Below are 23592 nucleotides of genomic sequence, written 5' to 3' on the forward strand. Positions count from 1 at the left end.
GATCGGTGGTCCGACGGCCGCGACCCAGAGCGTTCCGCGGAACGCTCTGGGTCGCACTTGCCGAGTCCCAACCTCAAACCACGCCCGGGTGCGCACGCTCGACGCTGTGGTGCGCACGGTCGACGCTGTGGTGCGCACGGTCGACGCTGTGGTGCGCACGCTCGACGGTCTGGTGCGCGCGGTCGACGCTGAGGCTAGGTGGCGATGGTGAAGCCCTCGTACCCCTTGGCGGCGACGTCGTCGCAGATCTCCCGGTAGAGGTTGAGTCCGCCCACGTAGGACATGATCACGCGCGGTTTGCCGGGGATGTTGGCGCCGGTGTACCAGGAGTTGCCCTCGGGGTAGAGGGTGCCGTCGGCCAGCTTGATCGCCTGCTCGGTCCATTCCTTGGCCGCCGACTCCCGGGGTTCGAAGGCCGTCGCGCCGACCGCTTCGAGGTGTGCGATGGCCTCGGAGGTCCACTCGACGTGCTGCTCGATGGCGCACACCACGTTGGTCAGGACGTTGGGGCTACCCGGGCCGGTGAGGGTGAACAGGTTGGGGAACCCGTGCACACCGACGCCGAGGTAGGTGACCGGGCCGTCGGCCCATGCCTCGCGTAGCGACTGCCCGTCGCGACCCCGGATGTCGATGCTGAGCAGAGGTCCGGTCACCGCGTCGAAGCCGGTCGCGAAGACGATGGCGTCGAGCGCGTACTCGGCGTCGGCGGTCTTGATGCCGTCCGGGGTGATCGCCTCGATCGGGGCGTTCTTGACGCTGACGAGGGACACGTTGTCGCGGTTGTAGGTCTGGAAGTACCCGGTGTCCAGCGTGATCCGCTTGGCGCCGAGCGGGTAGTCGCGCGGCGACAATTGCTCGGCGAGTTCCGGATCGGTCACCACGTCGCGGATCTTGCCGCGGAAGAACTCGGCGATCGTGTCGTTGGCCGCACGGTCGGTGAACAGGTCGGGATAGGAGGCGATCAGGTCGATGGCGCGATGACGATTCCACCGTTCCTCGTAGACCGCGTTGCGCTGCTCCTCGGTGTGATCGAGGGCGTTGACCTCGAGGGTGTCGGTGAACTGGCCGCTCCCGGACTGCCGCGAGAGCACCTTGAACTCCTCGATGTTCTCCTTGAAGTCGAGCTTTTCGTCCTCGGTCAGCGGACGATTGCCGCAGTCAAGACTGAACGCAGGGGTGCGCTGGAAGACAGTGAGATGCTCGGCCTGATCGGCGACCTTCGGGATCACCTGTACGCCGGAGGACCCCGTACCGATGACGCCGACGCGCATGCCGGAGAAATCGATGCCCTCGCGGGGCCAGGCGCTGGTGTGGATGGTCTGTCCTCGGAACGAACCGATGCCCGGGAAGTCGGGTGTGGACGACGTCGACAGGCACCCGGCCGCGGTGATCAGGTACTTGGCGGTGACCGTTTCACCGGTGTCGGTGACCACCGACCACAGGCCGGTCGCATCGTCGAAGTGGGCGGAAACCACCCGGGTGTTGAACGAGAAATGACGCTTGACGTCGAGCTTGTCCGCGACGAACTCGATGTAGCGCAGGATGTCCGGCTGGGCCGGATAGCGTTCGGTCCACTCCCACTCGGCGATGATCTCGGGATCGAAGGTGAACGCGTACTCCATGCTGATGCAGTCGCAGCGCGCGCCGGGGTAGATGTTCCAGTACCACGTGCCGCCGACCGTCGGGGCGGCCTCGAAACCCTTTGTGGTCAGACCTTGTTCGCGAAGCTTGTGCGTCATGTAGACGCCGGAGAAACCGGCGCCGATGACGACGGAGTCATAGTCGGGAGCTGTCATCGACCTGTCCTTTCGGGCATGGGGATACCGCGGCGCGAGGGTCGTCGCGCCGGTGAGGGTGGGTGGGAGCGGGTCCTGGGCCGCGTGATCCGGGGTGATCCACCTCACCATAATTCGTGATAATCATTCGGCGCAACTTGATTGTGAGATCTGCATCGCTTCGACTACTCGAAATGCGGTAGGTCACTGCATTCCGGGCTGGCCGCTTCGGGCCGAAGCCGGCGGGCGGCCACACTCGGGGGTGCCGTCGGCGGGGAACCGGGTGCTGTCGGCGAGATCCTGGGTGCTGTCGGCGGGATTTCGGGTGCTGTCGGCGGGGAGCGGGGGTGGGTGGTGTGACCGCCTGGTCGTCTTTCATCCCGGAGTGGGATGGGCTACGCTCATCGTCGAACAAAGTTACCGGCGGGTAAGAAGCCGGACGCGCGGTCTCGGGGGAGGCCGGTGGAGCGTCCAGGTTGCTGGTGAGGTGGCGGTGGTGGCAGGTGAGGGTCGGCTAGAGTGACCCCTACCACAAATGCCACCGGTTCGTGTGTGGTCACACCGACCGCCGCAGGGGGCAGCGACTGTCTGGGAGGAAACAGTGGGTGTAGAAGTCAGCGTGGAGGGGCTCACCAAATCGTTCGGTTCGCAGAACATTTGGCGCGACGTGACCTTGACCCTGCCGGCCGGTGAGGTGTCGGCGCTGCTCGGACCGTCGGGTACCGGTAAGTCGGTGTTCCTCAAGACCCTGATCGGCCTGCTGCATCCCGAGCAGGGTTCGGTGATCATCGACGGCACCGACATCACCAAATGCTCGGCCAAGGAACTCTACGAGATCCGCAAACTCTTCGGTGTGCTGTTCCAGGACGGTGCGCTGTTCGGCTCGATGAGCCTGTATGACAACATCGCGTTCCCGCTTCGTGAGCACACGAAGAAAAAGGAGAACGAGATCCGCGAGATCGTGATGGAGAAGATCGACCTCGTCGGTCTGGCCGGTGCCGAGGACAAACTGCCCGGCGAGATCTCGGGCGGTATGCGCAAGCGCGCCGGCCTGGCACGGGCGCTGGTGCTCGACCCGCAGATCATCCTGTGCGACGAGCCGGACTCCGGTCTGGACCCGGTGCGCACCGCCTACATCAGCCAGCTGCTGATCGACATCAACGCGCAGATCGACGCGACGATCCTCATCGTCACCCACAACATCAACATCGCCCGCACCATCCCCGACAACATCGGCATGCTGTTCCGCAAGGAGTTGGTGATGTTCGGGCCGCGTGAGCAATTGCTCACCTCCGAACAACCGGTGGTCAAGCAGTTCCTCTCCGGTGACCGGTTCGGTCCGATCGGGATGTCCGAGGAGAAGGACGAGGCCGTCGCCGCCGCGGAGGCGGCGATGCAGGCCGCCGGCATCTCCGGCGGCGGCACCAAGGACGACTTCTCCGAGATCATCCCGCAGGTGCAGCCCAATCCCGGGATGCCCGAACGCAAGGCGGTCGCCCGCCATCGGGCGCGGGTGATGGAGATGCTGCACACCCTGCCGCCCAACGCGCAGGAGGCCATCCGCCGCAGCATGGAAGAAGAGGACAGGCTGCGCGCCGAGGCCCACGCACACGCCCAGGAGACCGTCGCGGTCGGTGCCGGCGCGGTGGCGGCGGGCGGTCGAGGTGGGGACGAGTGGACCTCGGCCGAGGCCCCGGGCGGCGACTACGATGCCAACGCCTTCGACGGCAACGAATACACCGGCAGCGACGCCCCCACGCAGAACTGGTCGGCGCCGCAGGCCGACAACGCGGCCACCGAGCCGATCCACACCGGTGACTACGCCCCGCCCCACGACGGTCGGGGCCGGTAGGGATGGCCGGTGCCACCTCGCGTGGCGTTGATCGGATAGCTCAGGCCGGTACGGGTGCACTCGCACAGACCGGCAACATCGTGCAGCTTTTCGTCGATGTCGCCCGTCAGTCCTTCGTGCGCCCGTTCCAGTGGCGGGAGTTCATCCACCAGGCCTGGTTCATCGCGAGCGTTACCATCCTGCCGACGGCGCTGATCGCGATCCCGTTCGGCGCGATCGTGTCGCTGCAGACCGGGTCGCTGATCAGACAGCTCGGCGCCGAGTCCTACACGGGCGCGGCGAGCGTGCTCGTCGTGATCCAGCAGGGCTCACCGCTGGTCACGTCGTTGCTGGTGGCCGGGGCCGCCGGGTCGGCGGTGGCCGCCGACCTCGGTTCGCGCACGATCCGCGAGGAGATCGACGCGATGGAGGTGCTCGGCATCAACCCGATCCAGCGTCTGGTGGTGCCGCGGGTGCTGGCGATGGTGCTGGTGGCGATGCTGCTCAACGGGCTCGTCGCTGTCGTCGGCATCGGCGGCGGGTACTTCTTCAACGTGGTCGTGCAGGGCGGCACCCCCGGCGCGTATCTGGCGTCCTTCGGGGCGCTGGCCCACTTGCCCGACCTCTACATCTCCACAGTCAAGGCGGCCATCTTCGGTGTGATCGCCGGGGTGGTCGCCGCCTACAAGGGTCTGAACCCGAAGGGGGGTCCGAAGGGTGTCGGTGACGCGGTCAACCAGAGCGTGGTCATCACCTTCCTGCTGCTGTTCTTGGCCAACCTGATCATCACCGCGGTCTACCTGCAGATCGTTCCGCCGAAGGGAAGCTAGCGATGGCCGGTGGAGTGACGATTTCCAAGTCGCGGCCCGAGTACTACCGCTACCAGGCTCGCAGGTGGGCGGCCAAGCCGCTCAAGGTGCTCGACGGCGCCGGCGAGCAGATGTCCTTCTACGGGCGCACTCTCGCCTGGATTCCGCGGACGGTCGTGCACTACACGCGTGAGGTACTGCGCCTGCTCGCCGAGGTCGCGTTCGGGTCCGGTGGCCTTGCCGTCATCGGCGGCACCATCGGCGTGATGGTGCTGATGTCGGGGTTCACCGGCGTCGTCGTCGGTCTACAGGGCTACGCCGCGCTCGATCAGATCGGGTCGCAGGCGCTGACCGGATTCCTGTCGGCGTATGTGAACACCCGCGAGGTTGCGCCGCTGGTCGCCGGGCTCGCGCTGTCGGCGACGGTGGGCTGCGGGTTCACCGCCCAGCTCGGCGCCATGCGGATCTCCGAGGAGATCGACGCGCTGGAGTCGATGGCGGTGCCGTCGATTCCGTTCCTCGTCTCCACCCGGGTGATCGCCGGCTTCGTCGCGGTGATCCCGCTCTATGTGCTCGGTCTGCTGTCGGCGTACCTGGCGTCGCGTGTCATCACGACCGTGTTCAACGGCCAGTCCGGCGGCTCGTATGACCACTACTTCAACCTGTTCCTGCCGCCGGGCGACGTCCTGTGGTCCTTCGGCAAGGTGCTGGTCTTCGCGTTCGTGATCATCCTGGTGCACTGCTACTACGGCTACTACGCCACCGGCGGTCCGGCCGGTGTCGGCGTTGCCGTGGGACATGCCGTCCGTGCCGCGCTGGTGCTGATCGCGGTGCTCGACTTCTTCCTGGGTCTCGCGATCTGGGGCACCACCACGACCGTGAAGATCGCGGGTTAGCCGATGGATGTGATTCGTCGTCGCCTGCTCGGGCTGGTGTTCTTCGTGGTGGTCGGGCTGTTCTTCGCCGTCACCATCATGAAGTTCAACCAGACCTTCACCACGTTCACCGACGTCACCCTGAAGACCGACTCCGTCGGTAACGATCTGCCCGAGCATGCGGAGGTCAAGGCCCGCGGCGTCGTCGTCGGGGAGGTGCGATCGGTGGAGCCCACCGCCGACAACACGGTCGACGTGACGCTCGGACTCGACCCGTCGATGGCCGAGGAGCTGCCCGACACCACCACCGCGCGGATCCTGCCCAAGACCCTGTTCGGGGAGAAATACGTCGACCTGCAGGTGCCGACCAACGCCGCGGGCCCGACCCTGACCGACGGATCGGTCATCCTCACCGACAAGAGCGGCAACGCGAAGGAACTGCAGGAGCTGTTCGACGACCTGCTGCCGGTACTCGACGCGATCCCGCCGCAGGACCTCAACGTCACCCTGACCTCGTTGTCGCAGGCCCTGTCGGGGCGCGGTGAGCAGCTCGGCGTCACCTTCGATCAGCTCAACACCATCTTCGCGCGGATCAACCAGAACATGCCCGAGTTGCAGGGCACGCTGCGTGGCCTGGCGAGCTTCTCGCAGACCTACTCCGAGGCGCTGCCCGACGTCATCGACGCGCTCGACAACTTCCGCACCACCAACGCGACGATCGTGCAACGGCAGGGCGATTTGCGCACCCTGATCGCGACGGTGGGCGTGGCCGCGACCGACACCACGAAGTTCCTCCAGGCCAACCGTGCCGACCTGATCGACCTGTCGGTCGAGTCGGAGCCGTTCCTGGTCGGGTTGGCCAAGCAGTCGCCGACCTTCGTCTGTACCTTCCACAATTTCGCCACCCTGATCCCGGATTCCCGCACCATCGTCGGTGAGGGCACCGCGAATCCCGGTGTGCGGGTGAACCTGCAGTTCGTGAACCCGCGCGGCCGCTACCTGCCCAACCAGGACGAGCCGCGTCTGCTCGACCTCGATCCGCCGGCGGTCTGTTACGAGCCGGCGACCGATGGGCGCCCGTTCCCGCAGTATCCCGGCGGCGGCCTGGCCGACGGTTCGTATCAGCCGCCGTCGCGTAACGCCGGTCCGCGCACCGTGCCGACGCTGCCGCAACCCCAGTTCTCCGCGACGCCGGCGGGGACGATCCGCAATCCCTTCGACGACCCCGACTACGTCAAGCAGCTGAAGGTCATCTACGGCGGCGCCAACGGCACCGACCCGGCCGAGGTGCCCACCTGGGTCACCACCATCGGCGGTACGTCGCTGCAGGGAGCGCAGGTCACCATCCGATGAAATCGCTCACCGGACCGCTGATCAAGCTGATCGTGTTCGCGGTCGTCACCGTGCTCGCGACCAGCCTGCTGGCGCTGACCATCGCCAACGCCGGAGGCGGCGGCGACCACGACTACCGGGCGGTGTTCACCGACGCCGCCATGCTCAACGCCGGCGACGACGTGCGGATCGCCGGTGTGCGCGTCGGCCAGGTGACCGACGTGAAGGTCTACGACCGCGACCAGGCGATGGTGTCGTTCAACGTCAACCGCGACCGCCTCCCGGACGGCACTCAGCTCTACATCCGCTACCGCAACCTCACCGGACTGCGCTACCTGGCGCTGGAGAAGGGGGCCGGCGACCCCGACGAGACGGTCGGCCCGGGCTTCACCTTCGGCACCGACCGCGAGCATCCGGACACCCATCCGGCGGTCAACCTGACCGAGTTGTTCAACGGGTTCAAACCGCTGTTCCGCGAACTGTCCGCCGACGACGTGAACACGCTGTCCGAACAGATCATCAAGGTGTTCCAGGGCGAGAGCGGCACCATGTCGGCGCTGATCAGTTCGACGGCGGACCTGACGAACGCGATCGCCGACAAGGACGCGGTGATCGGAGAGCTGATCGGCAACCTGACGAAGGTCCTCGATACCGTCAACCGCAACGACGCGCAGTTCACCGCGCTGCTCGACAACACCGAACAGCTGGTGACCGGGCTGGCGTCCCAACGTGAATCGGTCGGGTCGGCGATCACCTCGGTGTCGAACCTGACCGCGGTGACCGCGTCGATCCTGCAGCCGACCCGTCCCGCGATCCAGGGCGACATCGCCGGGCTCCAGGCCCTGGCCGACCAGATCAACGCCCGTGACGACGACGTCGCGACGATCCTGACGAACCTGCCGGTCAAACTGCAGAAGATCGGGCGCGCCGCGACCTTCGGATCGTGGTTCCAGTTCTATCTGTGCGGCATCGATGTGGTCGCCGGCGACGGCAAGTCGACGCTGCTGACCCAGCCGCTCGTCTCGCTGCCCGACATCAACCATGTGCTCTACACCAGCGCGGCCACCCGTTGCTGGAAAGACCAGAAGCCGGGAGGGTGACCGGTGGCCGACGAACTCGAAGACGCGCGGGACGCACCGCCCGCGCCGCCGGGGCAGCATCCGCACCGGCGATTCGCCGGTCACCGCAGCCCGGTCAGCATCGGCGCGATCGGTGTCCTGGTGATCTTCATGGTGTCGGTGTCGGCGTTCTATCTGACCTCGCTGCCACTGATCGGTGCCGGCGCCCGCTACACCGCGAAGTTCACCGAGGCCGCCGGACTCAAGCCGGGCGCCGAGGTCCGCGTGGCCGGTGTCAAGGTCGGTCAGGTCGACGGGGTGAGCCTCGACGGCGACCGCGTCGACGTCACGTTCAAGGTGTCCAACACCTGGATCGGCGACCAGACCCAGGCGTCGATCCAGATCAAGACCATCCTCGGACAGAAGTACCTCGCGCTGATCCCCAGCGGTGACAAGCTCGCCGACCCCGATGTGCCGCTCACCGACACGATCGCCCCCTACGACGTGATCGAGGCGTTCTCCGACGCCGCGGATCAGATCGAGGCGCTCGACACCGACCAGCTCGCGACATCGATGCAGACCCTCTCGGACGCGTTCTCCGGCACCGCCGGGGACATCGGGCCGTCGCTCGACGGCATCCGGCGGCTGTCGGACACCATCGCCAGCCGCGACCAGCAGGTGCAGCGGCTGCTCGCCGCCACCCGCTCGACGTCGAAGATCCTCGCCGACCGCAACGAGGAGTTCGTCCGGCTCATCGCCGGTGCCGGTCAGCTGCTCGACGAACTGAACAACCGCCAGCAGGCCATCTCGACGTTGCTGGCCAGCACCACGGCGCTCTCGGACGCGTTGTCGGGGATCGTGGCCGACAATCAGGCGCAGATCGGCCCCACCCTCGACGCGCTCGAGCAGGTCAACCAGTTGCTGATCAGCCAGAACTCCAACCTGCGTCAGACCATCACCTACATGGCGCCGTTCTACCGCCTTTACGCCAACGTGCTGGGCAACGGCCGCTGGTTCGAGTCGGTGGTGACCAATCTGCTGCCGCCGGGTCTGCCGCAGCAGAACACCACCCGTCCGCCCAACAAGACCGCGAATCTCAACAACGGTGGAACGGAGGCCGGCGGATGACCGCTCCCGACCTCACCGCGACCTCGGGTCCCGGACGGTGGTTCACGCCGCGCCACATCGTGATGCTGGTGCTCGGGCTGATCGTGGCGCTGATCGCGGCGACGGTGCTGTGGTGGGCGTTCTCGCTCATCGGCACCACCACGATCACCGCCACCTTCGCGCGCAGCGTCGGCATCTACCCGGATTCCGACGTGCGGATCCTGGGGGTCCGCGTCGGCAAGGTCGACTCGGTCACCCCCGAGGGAGACCATGTCGTGGTCACCATGACCGTCGACCGCGGCGTGGACCTGCCGGCGGATGTGCGTGCGGTGCAGGTGGTCCCGTCGGTTGTCGCGGACCGCTACGTGCAGCTGACGCCCGCCTACAGCGGCGGCCCGACCGCGCCCAGCGACATCACCCTGACCCTCGACCAGACCAGGGTGCCCGTCGAGGTCGACGCGGTCTACGCCTCGGTGAAGAAACTGTCCGACGCGCTCGGTCCGGAGGGCGCCAACAAGAACGGTGCGGTCAGCGATCTGATCACCGTCGGCGCCGACAACCTAGAGGGCAACGGCGCCAAACTCGGCGCAGCGATCGAGGAGCTGTCCAAGGCGGCGACGACCCTCGACAATTCACGTGGCGACATCGTCGACACCGTCCGCAATCTGAACACCTTCGTCGGCGCGCTGCGCGAGAACGACGCGCAGGTGCGCCAGTTCAACACCCAGATGGCGTCGTTCAACGCGTTCCTCGCCGGTGAACGCACCCAGCTGGCCGCGGCGCTGAACAAGCTGTCGGTCGCGCTCGGCGATGTCGCGACCTTCGTGCAGGACAACCGTGAGCAGCTCGGTCGGGTCGTCGAGGGTCTCGAACCGACCACCCAGGCACTGCTGGACACCAAGGATCACCTCAAGGAGATCCTCACGGTACTGCCGGTGACCATCAACAACCTGATCAACGCCTACGACGCGGAGTCGGGCACTCTGGCGATGCGGCTCACGATCCCGGATCTGCAGGATCTGATCGGGGCGCAGTGCCGGCTGCTCGACCTCGGCAAACTGCTGCCGGGCAACCCGGCGGCCGTGCAGTTCAGCACCACGCTGAGCCCGCTGATCACCAAGTGTGAGGACCTCGGCCAGCAGATCACCAACGGGGTGCTCGAGCCGCTGTTGCCGGTGCTGCCGTTCGGGATCATGAGCAACAACAAGCTGCAGCGTTACCCGGCGCCCGGTACGACTCCGGGCAACCCGGATCCGAACCTGGAGCCCGGCCCGGCCACCGCGACGCCGACGACCGTACGACCCGGGGGAGGTGGCTGATGCGTCGAGAGTTGTTGTTCCGACGACGGTTCCGTGCTGGTGCCGCGGGTGCGGTGGCAGCGGTGATGCTTACCGTCTCGGGTTGCGGTGCCAACGGCATCCAGTCCATCCCGCTGCCCGGCGGCGTGAACACCGGCGACGATCCGCGGACCTACGCGATCCAGTTCGACGATGTCCTCGACCTCGTCCCGCAGTCGATGGTGAAGATGAACGGCATCGCGGTCGGGCGCGTGGAGACGGTGCAGGTGCCCGACGACGCGTGGTACGCGCAGGTCACCATCGAGGTCAAGAACTCCGTCGACCTGTCCGATGAGGCGCGCGCGGCGGTGCAGCAGACCTCGCTGCTCGGCGAGAAATACATCGCGCTCGCCGAGCCGCAAGACAGCGCGTCTTTGCCCCGGCAGAACCCGTCGGAGCCGATCGGGGTGGACCGCACACGCACCGCCACCGACGTCGAACAGGTGCTCGGCGCGTTGTCGATGCTGCTCAACGGCGGCGGCATCAACCAGCTCCAACCGATCGTGACCGAATTCAACAAGGCGCTCGCCGGGTCCACCGACCAGCCGTGCGAGGTGCCGCCGACGGGGACGTCGTGCCCGGTGTTCCGCAGCCTGCTCGAGCAGGCCGACACGCTGATCACCGGCCTGAACCGCCAACGCGACGACATCGTGAAGGCGATCGACGGACTCGCGGCGCTGTCGACGCGCACCGCTGCGCAGACGCTGCAGATCGAACGGATCCTCGACGAACTGCCGGCCGGTGTGGCGGTGCTCGAGGAGCAGCGCCCACAGTTCGTCGACCTGCTGACCAAGCTCGACGAACTCGGTCAGGTCGGCACCGACGTGCTCGGCAAGTCCCGCGACGCCCTGGTCACCGACCTGAAGGCGTTGCGTCCGGTGCTGACCGAATTGGCCAAGGCCACACCCGATCTCATCACCGCGGCGCCGCTGATGCTGACCCACCCGTTCCCGGACTGGCTGCTGCCGGCCGTGCACGGCGACTCGACCAACCTGTTCATGACCCTCGACCTACGGCTGCTCAACCAGCTCGAGGCGCTCGGTGTCGGGCAGGGCACCCCGCGGTATTCGCCGCCGGAACGGGTCACCGTCCCGATCGATCCGAGCAACCCGTACGTCGGGTCGAACGGGCCACGGTACGGCTGGCCGACCGTCTCGCTGCTGCCGCCGCCGCCGAACGCGACGCCGGGCCCCAACACCCCGCCGTCGGGTGGCACCTATCCGATGAATCCGGCATCGGCCGGCGCGTCCGGGTCGGGGACGGCGGGCGCGCAGGGGACCGGCGGGTTCACGTTGCCGCCGCCGGCCGCGGCCGGGCAGCGGTTCATCGACGGACCGCTCAGCCTGATCGGAGCCCAGCCGTGAACGCCGCGTCGTCCGCTACCGGACGCGCCACCGAGTCGTCGAGGGGAGTGAGCTGATGCTGTCGAGGACCGTGCGGATCCAGCTGATCGTGTTCGTCGTCGTCGGCGTCCTCGCGCTCGTGTACGTCGGCGCCAAGTACGCCCGACTCGACCGTCTCGTCGGGTGGGGGCAGTACACGGTGGTCGTGTCGATGCCCGATTCCGGCGGCATCTTCACCAACGCCGAGGTGACCTATCAGGGTGTCCCCGTCGGCCGGGTGGGGGAGCTGACGCTGACCGACACCGGGGTCGACGTGAATCTCGACCTCGACTCCGGCGGCCCGCCGATCCCCGAGTCTGCCGTCGCGGTGGTCGCGAACCGGTCGGCGATCGGCGAGCAGTACGTGGATTTGCAGCCGAGGTCGGCGGCGGGCCCGTACCTGGAGAACGGGTCGGTGATCACCAAGTCGTCGGTGCCCCCGCCGCTGCAGGACGTGCTGGCGTCGGCGATCGACTTCACCTCGTCGATCCCGATCGACGACCTGCACACGGTGATCACCGAGCTGGGCAAGGCGTTCAACGGTCAGGCCGACAACCTGACGCGGCTGGTCGACGCGCTGTCGTCGCTGGCGCAGGCGGGCTATGACAACCTCGGCGACACCATCGCACTCATCCAGAACTCGAATGTGGTGCTCTCGACGCAGGCCGAGCAGTCCGACGCGATCCTGACCTGGTCGCGCAACCTGGACCTGATCACCGCGACGTTGGCGTCGTCGGACCCGGATCTGCGGCGGCTGCTGACGACGGGCACCGCGTCGGCGTCGCAGATCTCGGCGTTTCTGCAGCAGAGCGGCGGCGACCTGACGACGGTGATCCACCAGCTGGCGGAGACGGTTCGTACCATCGCCCCCACGTCGTTCGCCACGTCGGCGACGTTCGCGATGCTCTCGGCGTTGTCGGCGGGCAGCCACAGTCCCGCTCCGGGTGACGGACAGATCCACTTCGGCATCGTGCTGGAGACGAACAATCCGCCGGCCTGCACCCGCGGCTACGAGAGCACCAGCGCGATGGTGCAGGAGATGAAACGCAAGGACCCGTCGTTCGACATCCGCTACGACGACTTCCCGTTCAACACCGACGCCCGCTGCAGTGTGCCGGTCGGCAACCCGACCAGCGTCCGCGGCGGCGCACGCGCGGTGTACGCCAACCCGGCCTATCCCCAGCCGTGGGACGACATCCCCAAGAAAGATCCGGACAAACTCAACCTCAACCCGCTCGCCCGACAGCTCGCGCTGTTGATGGGAGTCCGCCCGCAGTGACCATGCCCGGGACAGGTCCGACGAGGCGACTCGTTTGTCCTTCTCTCAGGCGCCGACGAATTCAGTGAACGGCCGATGACGACAAGCAAGACACCCGCGACCCGTGCCGAGCGCACCGGGTCGACCCCCCGACTGATCGCCGGCGTGGCGGCACTGGTCGCGCTCCTCGCGGCGCTGGCCTGCGCCGTGTGGTTCGGCTACCAGGGCTACCAGGCGTACTTCGTGCAGAAGCCGATCCAGGCCGCCCGCGACGGTGCCGTCGACGGCGCCGAGCAGGCCATCCTCAACGTGACCACGGTGGACCCCAACGACACGGCCGGCTGGAAGCGCCGCGTCGACGCGTCGTTGACCGGCAAGGCGAAAGAACAGATCACCAGCCAGGACGTCAGCAACCTGGACTCGATGATCTCGCAAGCCGGTCCGCAGGCCGCGGCGCTGTCGTCGCGACTGATCCGCAGCGCCCCGACCGAGGTCGACGCCGACGAGAACAAGGCGACCGTGCTGGTTTACGTCGCCGCGACGTCGAAGCGGGCCAACGAGGCAGGCGTCACCCAGACGATGGGCTTCTCGGTGTCGATGACCAAGGAGGGTGAGGACTGGAAGGCCGACAACATCGTGCCGCTGGACTCGCTGGCCTACGAGGATCCGGGCACCGCGGCCACCGCGCCGTCCGCCGCACCCCGGGGAGGCAACTGATGGCCAACCCACGTCCTCCGCGTCGTCGTCCCACGCCCCGCGTCGCCGGCCGTCCCCGCCCGACGTCCACACCCACCGACGGCACCCCAAATCCAGCCGACAGCACCCCGAATCCCGCCGACGGCACCCTGGATCTCGCCGACGGCACCCCGGATCTTGCCGACGGCACCCAAGTTCCCGCCGACAGCACCCTGGATCCCGCCGACAGCACACAGAAGACCGCTGATGGCAACCACAATCCGGCCGACGACACGCAGGCCCGCAAACCCGCCGGCAAGACCCGCCCGGTCGCCCGGGTCTCCACTCTGCGGCCCGCCGCGGACGCCTCGACGACCCGCCCGGCCGCGTCCGCGGAGGGCCGAGCGAGGACCCCCGAACCCACCGGGCCGTTGCGATTCCGCCGACGGACCCTCGTCGTCCTGGTCGCCGTCGCTGCAGCTCTCGGGGTCTTCGCGCTGATCGCGGCCCTGCATCCGGGCGCGACGATCGGCCCCAACAAGGCCTTCGTCGACCGCGCCGCGACCACCGAACTCACCTCGCAGGTGAGCAGCAAGGCGTGCGCGCTGACCGTCGACACCGTCGACGTGGACAAATGGGCCAACAAGGCCCGCACGGTGCTGACCGGCAAGGCCCTCGACGAGTTCGACAAGTACCTGCCCCAGCAGCGGGAGATCCTCAACCAGACCAAGGCCGTCGCCGACTGCCGGGTCGAATCGGTCGGCGTCGTCGACCTGTCCGGCGGCGACGACGGCTCGACGGCGCGGGTCGTCGTCAACATGATCGTCAGCCAACAGCAGGCCGGACTGGCCGGGCAGAGCGCCGCCCCGCGCTACCAATTCGGGATGACCAAGCACGGCGACGACTGGCTCATCAGCGAGGTCGAAGCCTTCTGATCTGGCGAGACTTCGACAAAATTCGCGCGTAGCGCTTGACGAACGGGCGTCTTGGGGCCACGCTGTCAGCAACGAATGACGTGTGGGCAGCCACTTGCGCGAACTCGTTAATAGACGCGACTTGACAAAGTGCGTCTATTTTCTGCTACAGTTGGACGTTGCGCTGGCTGCCTCCTGTCCATTTACGATCCTTCCTCTGGCCACCTTGCTGTGTGTGCTCGTGGTGATCGCCGAATCTTGTCAGGTGTCACCAGCGAACGGCCCACCAAGCCACACACCGAGCTAGGCAGAACACTTCGTGTTGGAAGGACGCATCTTGGCACTCGACCGCCAGTCCACCTCAACCATCCCCGGCGCACCGAAACGCGCATCTTTTGCAAAAATCAGCGAACCTCTCGAGGTTCCCGGTCTCCTCGACGTCCAACTCGATTCGTTCGAGTGGCTCGTCGGCTCGCCCGAATGGCGGGCCAAGGCCATTTCCCGGGGTGAGGAGAACCCCACCGGCGGCCTCGAGGACATCCTCCACGAGCTTTCGCCGATCGAGGACTTCTCCGGCTCGATGTCGCTGTCCTTCTCCGACCCGCACTTCGACGAGGTCAAGGCCTCCGTCGAGGAGTGCAAGGACAAGGACATGACCTACGCGGCGCCGCTGTTCGTCACCGCGGAGTTCATCAACAACAACACCGGTGAGATCAAGTCGCAGACCGTCTTCATGGGCGACTTCCCGATCATGACCGACAAGGGCAGCTTCATCATCAACGGCACCGAGCGTGTCGTGGTCAGCCAGCTGGTGCGTAGCCCCGGCGTCTACTTCGACGCCGCGATCGACAAGGCCACCGAGAAGACCCTGCACACCGTCAAGGTGATCCCGGGCCGCGGCGCGTGGCTCGAGTTCGACGTCGACAAGCGCGACACCGTCGGTGTGCGTATCGACCGCAAGCGCCGCCAGCCGGTCACCGTGCTGCTCAAGGCGCTGGGCTGGACCACCGAGGAGATCACCGAGCGTTTCGGTTTCTCCGAGATCATGATGTCCACCCTGGAGAAGGACAACACCTCCAACCAGGACGAGGCGCTGCTCGAGGTCTACCGCAAGCTGCGTCCGGGTGAGCCGCCGACCAAGGAGTCCGCGGAGAACCTGCTGGAGAACCTCTTCTTCAAGGAGAAGCGCTACGACCTGGCCCGTGTCGGCCGCTACAAGGTCAACAAGAAGCTCGGCCTGTCGGCCAATCCGATGACCGGTGAGTCGGTGCTGACCCGCGAGGACATCGTCGCGACGGTCGAGTACCTGGTGCGTCTGCACGAGGCCGACCCGCACACCACCACCTTCATGACGGTGCCCGGCGGTGTCGAGGTCCCGGTCGAGGTCGACGACATCGACCACTTCGGCAACCGTCGTCTGCGGACCGTCGGCGAGCTGATCCAGAACCAGATCCGGGTGGGTCTGTCGCGTATGGAGCGTGTCGTGCGCGAGCGCATGACGACCCAGGACGTCGAGGCGATCACCCCGCAGACCCTGATCAACATCCGACCCGTCGTGGCCGCGATCAAGGAGTTCTTCGGGACCAGCCAGCTGTCGCAGTTCATGGACCAGAACAACCCGCTGTCGGGTCTGACCCACAAGCGTCGTCTGTCGGCGCTGGGCCCGGGTGGTCTGAGCCGTGAGCGCGCGGGCCTCGAGGTCCGCGACGTGCACCCGTCGCACTACGGCCGGATGTGCCCGATCGAGACCCCTGAGGGTCCGAACATCGGTCTGATCGGTTCGCTGTCGGTGTACGCGCGGGTCAACCCGTTCGGCTTCATCGAGACCCCGTACCGCAAGGTCGTCGACGGTGTCGTCTCCGACGACGTCGTGTACCTGACCGCCGACGAAGAGGACCGCTACCTCGTCGGCCAGGCGAAGACCAACTACGACCTCGACGGCCGCATCACCGACGAGCGTGTGCTGGTCCGGAAGAAGGGCTCCGAGGTCGAGTTCGTCAGCGCACACGACGTGGACTACCTCGACGTGTCGCCGCGTCAGATGGTGTCGGTCGCGACCGCGATGATCCCGTTCCTCGAGCACGACGACGCCAACCGTGCCCTGATGGGTGCCAACATGCAGCGTCAGGCCGTGCCGCTGGTCCGCAACGAGTCGCCCCTGGTCGGCACCGGCATGGAACTGCGTGCCGCCGTCGACGCCGGCGACGTGATCGTCTCCGGCAAGACCGGCGTGGTCGAGGAGGTCTCCGCCGACTACATCACCGTGATGTCCGACGACGGCAGCCGCGACACCTACCGGATGCGCAAGTTCGCCCGCTCCAACCACGGCACGTGCGCCAACCAGCGTCCGATCGTGGACGAGGGCGATCGTGTCGAGGCCGGTCAGGTCCTCGCCGACGGTCCGTGCACCGAGAACGGTGAGATGGCGCTGGGCAAGAACCTGCTCGTGGCGATCATGCCGTGGGAGGGCCACAACTACGAGGACGCGATCATCCTGTCGCAGCGCCTCGTGGAGGAGGACGTACTCACCTCGATCCACATCGAGGAGCACGAGATCGACGCCCGCGACACCAAGCTCGGTGCCGAGGAGATCACCCGGGACATCCCGAACGTCTCCGACGAGGTCCTCGCCGACCTCGACGAGCGCGGCATCGTGCGTATCGGCGCGGAGGTCCGCGACGGCGACATCCTGGTCGGCAAGGTCACCCCGAAGGGTGAGACCGAGTTGACCCCTGAGGAGCGTCTGCTGCGTGCCATCTTCGGTGAGAAGGCCCGCGAGGTCCGCGACACCTCGCTGAAGGTTCCGCACGGTGAGACCGGCAAGGTCATCGGCGTGCGCGTCTTCAGCCGCGACGACGACGACGATCTCGCGCCCGGCGTCAACGAACTGGTCCGCGTCTACGTGGCGCAGAAGCGCAAGATCCAGGACGGCGACAAGCTGGCCGGCCGCCACGGCAACAAGGGCGTCATCGGCAAGATCCTGCCCGCCGAGGACATGCCATTCCTGCCCGACGGCACCCCTGTCGACATCATCCTGAACACCCACGGTGTGCCGCGCCGTATGAACATCGGCCAGATCCTGGAGACCCACCTCGGCTGGGTCGCCAAGGCCGGCTGGAACATCAACGTCGCGAACGGTGTGCCGGACTGGGCGTCGAAGCTGCCCGAGGACATGTACTCGGCGGAACCCGACACCAACACCGCGACCCCGGTGTTCGACGGTGCCCGCGAGGAGGAACTGCAGGGACTGCTGTCCTCGACGCTGCCCAACCGCGACGGCGAGGTCATGGTCAACGGCGACGGCAAGGCGACGCTGTTCGACGGCCGCTCCGGCGAGCCGTTCCCGTACCCGGTGTCGGTCGGCTACATGTACATCATCAAGCTGCACCACCTGGTCGACGACAAGATCCACGCGCGTTCGACCGGTCCGTACTCGATGATCACCCAGCAGCCGCTCGGTGGTAAGGCGCAGTTCGGTGGTCAGCGTTTCGGTGAGATGGAGTGCTGGGCCATGCAGGCCTACGGCGCCGCCTACACCCTGCAGGAGCTGTTGACCATCAAGTCCGACGACGTGGTGGGCCGCGTGAAGGTGTACGAGGCGATCGTCAAGGGCGAGAACATCCCCGAGCCGGGTATCCCGGAGTCGTTCAAGGTGCTTCTCAAGGAGCTCCAGTCGCTGTGCCTGAACGTGGAGGTGCTGTCGAGTGACGGTGCCGCCATCGAGATGCGCGACACCGACGACGAGGACCTCGAGCGGGCTGCCGCGAACCTGGGTATCAACCTGTCGCGCAACGAGTCCGCGACGGTCGACGACCTCGCGAACTGACCGACCGACGACCAACTGACAAGAAGAGCCCGAAAGGTAGATAGTGCTCGACGTCAACTATTTCGATGAACTGAAGATCGGTCTCGCCACGGCCGACGACATCCACAACTGGTCGTACGGTGAGGTCAAGAAGCCCGAGACCATCAACTACCGCACGCTCAAGCCGGAGAAGGACGGCCTGTTCTGCGAGAAGATCTTCGGACCGACTCGTGACTGGGAGTGCTACTGCGGCAAGTACAAGCGTGTGCGCTTCAAGGGCATCATCTGCGAGCGCTGCGGCGTCGAGGTGACCCGCGCCAAGGTGCGTCGTGAGCGGATGGGCCACATCGAGCTGGCCGCCCCGGTCACCCACATCTGGTACTTCAAGGGTGTGCCGAGCCGTCTCGGCTACCTGCTCGACCTGGCGCCGAAGGATCTCGAGAAGATCATCTACTTCGCCGCCTACGTCATCACGTCGGTCGACGACGAGCTGCGCCACGCGGAGCTGTCGACGCGCGAGGCCGAGATGGAGGTCGAGAAGAAGGCGGTCGCCGACCAGCGCGACGTCGACCTGAACGAGCGTCAGCAGAAGCTCGAGCAGGATCTGGCCGAGCTGGAGGCCGAGGGCGCCAAGGCCGACGTGCGCCGCAAGGTGCGCGACGGTGCCGAGCGTGAGATGCGGCGCATGCGTGATCAGGCGCAGCGTCAGCTCGACGATCTCGAAGAGATCTGGGACCGCTTCGCCAAGCTGAGCCCCGGCGAGCTGATCATCGACGAGAAGCTCTACCGCCAGCTCGACGAGCGTTTCGGTGAGTACTTCACCGGCGCCATGGGTGCCGAGGCGATCAAGAAGCTCCTCGAGAGCTTCGACATCGAGGCCGAGGCCGAGAACCTGCGCGAGACCATCCGCTCCGGCAAGGGCCAGAAGAAGCTGCGCGCGCTCAAGCGACTCAAGGTCGTGGCCGCGTTCCAGCAGTCCGGTAACTCGCCGCTGGGCATGGTGCTCGACGCGGTGCCGGTGATCCCGCCGGAGCTGCGTCCGATGGTGCAGCTCGACGGTGGTCGCTTCGCGACGAGCGACCTGAACGACCTGTACCGCCGCGTCATCAACCGCAACAACCGCCTCAAGCGACTGATCGACCTCGGTGCTCCCGAGATCATCGTCAACAACGAGAAGCGGATGCTGCAGGAATCGGTCGACGCCCTGTTCGACAACGGCCGCCGCGGTCGTCCGGTCACCGGACCGGGCAACCGGCCGCTGAAGTCGCTGAGCGATCTGCTCAAGGGCAAGCAGGGTCGTTTCCGTCAGAACCTGCTCGGTAAGCGCGTCGACTACTCGGGCCGTTCGGTCATCGTCGTCGGCCCGCAGCTCAAGCTGCACCAGTGCGGTCTACCCAAGCTGATGGCGCTCGAGCTGTTCAAGCCGTTCGTGATGAAGCGTCTCGTCGACCTGAACCAGGCGCAGAACATCAAGTCGGCCAAGCGCATGGTGGAGCGTCAGCGTCCCGCGGTGTGGGACGTCCTCGAAGAGGTCATCGCCGAGCACCCGGTGCTGCTCAACCGTGCTCCGACGCTGCACCGCCTCGGTATCCAGGCGTTCGAGCCGCAGCTCGTCGAGGGCAAGGCCATCCAGCTGCACCCGCTGGTGTGTGAGGCGTTCAACGCCGACTTCGACGGTGACCAGATGGCCGTGCACCTTCCGCTGTCCGCGGAGGCGCAGGCCGAGGCGCGCATTCTCATGCTGTCGTCGAACAACATCCTGTCGCCGGCGTCGGGCCGTCCGCTCGCCATGCCGCGTCTGGACATGGTGACCGGCCTGTTCTACCTGACCACGCTCACCGAAGGCGCGGTCGGCGAGTTCACGGCGTCGACGTCCGAGGACATCGAGCGCGGCGTGTACGCAGGCCCAGCCGAGGCCATCATGGCCGTCGACCGCGGTGCCCTCACCGTGCAGTCGCGGATCAAGGTGCGGCTGACCGATCAGCGTCCGCCGGCCGAGATCGAGGCCGACCAGTTCCCCGACGGCTGGAAGTACGGTCAGGCGTGGGACATCGAGACCACGCTGGGCCGCGTGCTGTTCAACGAGTTGCTCCCGGTGGAGTACCCGTTCGTCAACGAGCAGATGCCGAAGAAGCGTCAGGCCGTCATCATCAACGACCTCGCCGAGCGGTATCCGATGATCGTGGTCGCTCAGACCGTCGACAAGCTCAAGGACGTCGGCTTCTACTGGGCCACCCGTTCGGGTGTGACCGTGTCCATGGCCGACGTGCTGGTGCCGCCGGACAAGGCGGAGATCCTCGACAAGTACGAGGAGCGCGCCGACGGTCTGGAGCGCAAGTTCCAGCGCGGTGCGTTGACCCCGGACGAGCGTCGTGACGCCCTCGTCGAGATCTGGAAGCAGGCCACCGAAGAGGTCGGTCAGGCGATGGAGGCCCACTACCCGGCCGACAACCCGATCCCGATGATCGTGAAGTCGGGTGCGGCGGGCAACATGACCCAGATCCGCTCGCTGGCGGGCATGAAGGGTCTGGTGACCAACCCGAAGGGTGAGTTCATCCCGCGTCCGATCAAGTCCTCGTTCCGTGAGGGCCTGACGGTGCTGGAGTACTTCATCAACACCCACGGTGCGCGTAAGGGTCTGGCCGACACCGCGCTGCGTACCGCCGACTCGGGTTACCTGACCCGTCGTCTGGTGGACGTGAGCCAGGACGTCATCGTCCGCGAGACCGACTGCAACACCGAGCGCGGCATCATCACGACCATCGCCGAGCGTCAGCCCGACGGCACCCTGATCCGCGATGCGCACGTGGAGACCTCCACCTACGCGCGGACGCTGGCCGCCGACGCGGTCGACGAGAACGGCACCGTCATCGTCGAGCGTGGTCACGACCTGGGCGATCCGGCGATCGAGGCGCTCTTGGCGGCCGGCGTCACCGAGGTCAAGGTCCGGTCGGTGCTCACCTGTGCCACCGGCACCGGTGTGTGCGCGCACTGCTACGGACGGTCGATGGCCACCGGCAAGCTCGTCGACATCGGCGAGGCCGTCGGTATCATCGCCGCCCAGTCGATCGGTGAGCCCGGTACCCAGCTGACCATGCGCACCTTCCACCAGGGTGGTGTCGGTGAGGACATCACGGGTGGTCTGCCGCGAGTCCAGGAGCTGTTCGAGGCACGTGTCCCCAAGGGCAAGGCCCCGATCGCCGAGGTCTCCGGCCGGGTGCGTCTCGAGGACGACGACCGCTTCTACAAGATCACGATCATCCCGGATGACGGATCGGAAGAGGTTGTCTACGACAAGATCTCGAAGCGTCAGCGTCTGCGCGTGTTCAAGCACGACGACGGCACCGAGCGCCTGCTCGCCGACGGCGACCACGTCGAGGTCGGCCAGCAGCTCATGGAAGGTGCTGCCGATCCGCACGAGGTGCTGCGCGTGATGGGCCCGCGTCAGGTGCAGATCCACCTGGTCAACGAGGTCCAGGAGGTCTACCGCAGCCAGGGCGTGTCGATCCACGACAAGCACATCGAGACCATCGTGCGTCAGATGCTGCGTCGTGTGACGATCATCGACTCGGGTTCGACGGAGTTCCTGCCCGGTTCGCTCACCGAGCGTTCCGAGTTCGAGTCGGAGAACCGTCGCGTGGTGTCCGAGGGTGGCGAGCCCGCCGCCGGACGCCCGGTGCTGATGGGTATCACGAAGGCCTCGCTCGCGACCGAGTCGTGGCTGTCGGCGGCGTCGTTCCAGGAGACCACGCGTGTCCTGACCGATGCGGCCATCAACAGCCGCAGCGACAAGCTGATCGGTCTGAAGGAGAACGTGATCATCGGTAAGTTGATCCCGGCCGGTACCGGCATCAACCGGTACCGCAACATCCAGGTTCAGCCGACCGAGGAGGCGCGTGCCGCGGCGTACGCGGTGCCGTCCTACGACGACACCTACTACACCCCGGACGGTACCTTCGGTGCCCCGGCCGGTGCCGCGGTGCCGCTGGACGACTACGGATTCGGTGGCGACTACCGGTAGCCGGTAGCTCTACGACGAACGGCCCCCGCCCGAAAGGTGCGGGGGCCGTTCGCATGTGGCCCAGGTTCGGTCGCTGCGGTGCGCGTGCGCTGCCAGTTGGGTCAGCAGCCGGCTGGTTTCGTGGCCGGCCGCTCGGGAGTGTCCTCCATGGGCGTCACCCTACAACGTTGGCGCGGCCAACGAATCGAGGTTATGGTTGGTTTCACCAACGTTGGTGAGACCAATTAAATCCCGTGATTGGACGCGACAGTGATCTCTCCGTTCCGTATCGACATCCCACAGGCCGACCTCGACGATCTGACCGACCGGCTCTCCCGTACCCGATGGCCCAACGAGGTCGAGGGCGCCGGCTGGGACTACGGCTTCCCGCTCACCCGGCTGCGAGAACTCGCCGAGTACTGGCGCACCGGGTACGACTGGCGTGTACACGAAGCCGAGCTCAACGAACTCGACCACTTCGTCACCGAGATCGATGGCCATTCAATACATTTCGTGCACGTGCGGTCCTCAAGACCCGATGCGATGCCACTGATCCTGACGCATGGCTGGCCCGGGTCCTTTCTGGACTTCCTCGATGTCATCGAACCGCTCGCGCGCGACTTCCACCTGGTCATCCCATCCATCCCGGGATACGGCTTCTCCGGCCCTACTCACGAGCGTGGCTGGGACATCAACAGGATTGCGCGGGCCTGGGCCGAACTGATGCGCCGGCTTGGCTACGAACGCTATGGGGCACAGGGCGGGGACTTCGGCTCGGGAATCTCGCTGGCACTCGGTGCCTTTGCACCGGAGCGGGTGGTCGGGGTGCATGTCAACTACTTGCCAACGCGGCCCGACCCGGACGCCGACCTCGAACTGTCCGAGAAGGACAAGGCCCGGCTGGACACGGTGCGCACGTTGATGGCGAATCGTCCACCGTTTCAGGCGCTGCAGGCGCTCACGCCGCAGACCATCGGTTATGCATTGACGGACTCGCCCGTCGGTCAGCTGGCGTGGATCGCCGAGCGCTTCGCAGAGTGGACGGACCCGCGTACACCGGTCAGTGACGAGCGGATGCTCACCGACATCACGCTATACTGGCTGACCGCGACCGCGGCGTCGTCGGCGCGGCTGCACCATGACGCGCCACGTCGGGTGGAGCCGTGCCCGGTCCCGATCGGCGTCGCGGTGTTCGCCCACGACATCACGCAATCCATCCGCCCACTGGCGCAGCGGCGCTATGACATCCGGCGCTGGTCGGAGTTCGACCGCGGCGGCCATTTCGCCGCGATGGAGGTACCGGACGTCTTCGCCGAGGACGTTCGCGACTTCTTCCTCGTCGATGTTCCGATGGCCACCAACGACGACCGCGCGGTGGCGACTGCGTAGATCCCTCGGCTGCTCTGCCCAGATCATGATGACGGAAACGTCTGC

At 66.6% G+C, this 23592-nt stretch carries 15 protein-coding genes; 14 read left to right on the plus strand and 1 reads right to left on the minus strand.

Annotated elements, in window-relative coordinates:
* Nucleotides 1-194 precede the first annotated feature (194 nt).
* Entirely contained in the window at nucleotides 195-1796 is a 1602-nt protein-coding gene (locus GORHZ_RS04555) for a flavin-containing monooxygenase (protein ID WP_006330785.1), read from the minus strand.
* A 580-nt stretch (nucleotides 1797-2376) separates the two neighbouring features.
* On the opposite strand from GORHZ_RS04555, the gene GORHZ_RS04560 reads away from it, so the two are divergent.
* The 14 genes from GORHZ_RS04560 (at nucleotide 2377) to GORHZ_RS04625 (ending at nucleotide 23547) form a co-directional block, all read left to right on the plus strand.
* The gene (locus GORHZ_RS04560) at nucleotides 2377-3627 is read left to right on the plus strand and encodes an ABC transporter ATP-binding protein (RefSeq protein ID WP_040530198.1); all 1251 of its coding nucleotides are present in this window, start codon (nucleotides 2377-2379) and stop codon (nucleotides 3625-3627) included.
* A gap of 2 nt (nucleotides 3628-3629) precedes the next feature.
* Nucleotides 3630-4436: an MlaE family ABC transporter permease gene (locus GORHZ_RS04565; RefSeq protein WP_006330787.1), complete on the plus strand. Its 807-nt coding sequence runs from the start codon at nucleotides 3630-3632 to the stop codon at nucleotides 4434-4436.
* A 2-nt stretch (nucleotides 4437-4438) separates the two neighbouring features.
* A complete protein-coding gene (locus tag GORHZ_RS04570) occupies nucleotides 4439-5311 on the plus strand; it encodes an MlaE family ABC transporter permease (protein ID WP_006330788.1) in 873 nt (290 codons plus the stop codon).
* Nucleotides 5312-5314: 3 nt separating this feature from the next.
* Nucleotides 5315-6643: an MCE family protein gene (locus GORHZ_RS04575; RefSeq protein WP_006330789.1), complete on the plus strand. Its 1329-nt coding sequence runs from the start codon at nucleotides 5315-5317 to the stop codon at nucleotides 6641-6643.
* Complete coding sequence (locus tag GORHZ_RS04580; protein ID WP_006330790.1) at nucleotides 6640-7722, plus strand: MCE family protein; 1083 nt, start codon at nucleotides 6640-6642, stop codon at nucleotides 7720-7722. The genes GORHZ_RS04575 and GORHZ_RS04580 overlap by 4 nt, the downstream gene beginning before the upstream one ends.
* Nucleotides 7723-7725: 3 nt before the next feature.
* Nucleotides 7726-8808 carry an MCE family protein gene (locus GORHZ_RS04585; protein WP_006330791.1) on the plus strand — a complete coding sequence of 361 codons (1083 nt, stop codon included), beginning with the start codon at nucleotides 7726-7728 and terminating at the stop codon, nucleotides 8806-8808.
* Nucleotides 8805-10106 (plus strand): MCE family protein, encoded by a 1302-nt coding sequence (locus GORHZ_RS04590; RefSeq protein WP_006330793.1) that lies wholly within the window; start codon nucleotides 8805-8807, stop codon nucleotides 10104-10106. Before GORHZ_RS04585 ends, GORHZ_RS04590 begins: the two co-directional genes overlap by 4 nt.
* On the plus strand, nucleotides 10106-11488 hold the full coding sequence (locus tag GORHZ_RS04595; RefSeq protein ID WP_051998755.1) for an MCE family protein: 1383 nt from the start codon (nucleotides 10106-10108) through the stop codon (nucleotides 11486-11488). The genes GORHZ_RS04590 and GORHZ_RS04595 overlap by 1 nt, the downstream gene beginning before the upstream one ends.
* A 55-nt stretch (nucleotides 11489-11543) precedes the next feature.
* Nucleotides 11544-12785, plus strand: coding sequence for an MCE family protein (locus GORHZ_RS04600; RefSeq protein WP_006330795.1), 1242 nt, complete (start codon nucleotides 11544-11546; stop codon nucleotides 12783-12785).
* Between the two features lie 75 nt (nucleotides 12786-12860).
* Entirely contained in the window at nucleotides 12861-13481 is a 621-nt protein-coding gene (locus tag GORHZ_RS04605; protein WP_006330796.1) for a hypothetical protein, read from the plus strand.
* Nucleotides 13481-14374, plus strand: coding sequence for a hypothetical protein (locus tag GORHZ_RS04610; RefSeq protein ID WP_006330797.1), 894 nt, complete (start codon nucleotides 13481-13483; stop codon nucleotides 14372-14374). Before GORHZ_RS04605 ends, GORHZ_RS04610 begins: the two co-directional genes overlap by 1 nt.
* Before the next feature lie 316 nt (nucleotides 14375-14690).
* Nucleotides 14691-18179 carry a DNA-directed RNA polymerase subunit beta gene (gene rpoB, locus GORHZ_RS04615; protein WP_006330798.1) on the plus strand — a complete coding sequence of 1163 codons (3489 nt, stop codon included), beginning with the start codon at nucleotides 14691-14693 and terminating at the stop codon, nucleotides 18177-18179.
* 43 nt (nucleotides 18180-18222) lie between these two features.
* Nucleotides 18223-22179, plus strand: coding sequence for a DNA-directed RNA polymerase subunit beta' (locus GORHZ_RS04620; protein WP_006330799.1), 3957 nt, complete (start codon nucleotides 18223-18225; stop codon nucleotides 22177-22179).
* Nucleotides 22180-22428: 249 nt separating this feature from the next.
* Nucleotides 22429-23547, plus strand: a complete 1119-nt coding sequence (locus GORHZ_RS04625; protein ID WP_006330801.1) for an epoxide hydrolase family protein — start codon at nucleotides 22429-22431, stop codon at nucleotides 23545-23547.
* The last annotated feature ends 45 nt before the right edge of the window (nucleotides 23548-23592 follow it).

It is taken from the genome of Gordonia rhizosphera NBRC 16068 (genome assembly GCF_000298195.1).
Lineage (GTDB): Bacteria > Actinomycetota > Actinomycetes > Mycobacteriales > Mycobacteriaceae > Gordonia > Gordonia rhizosphera.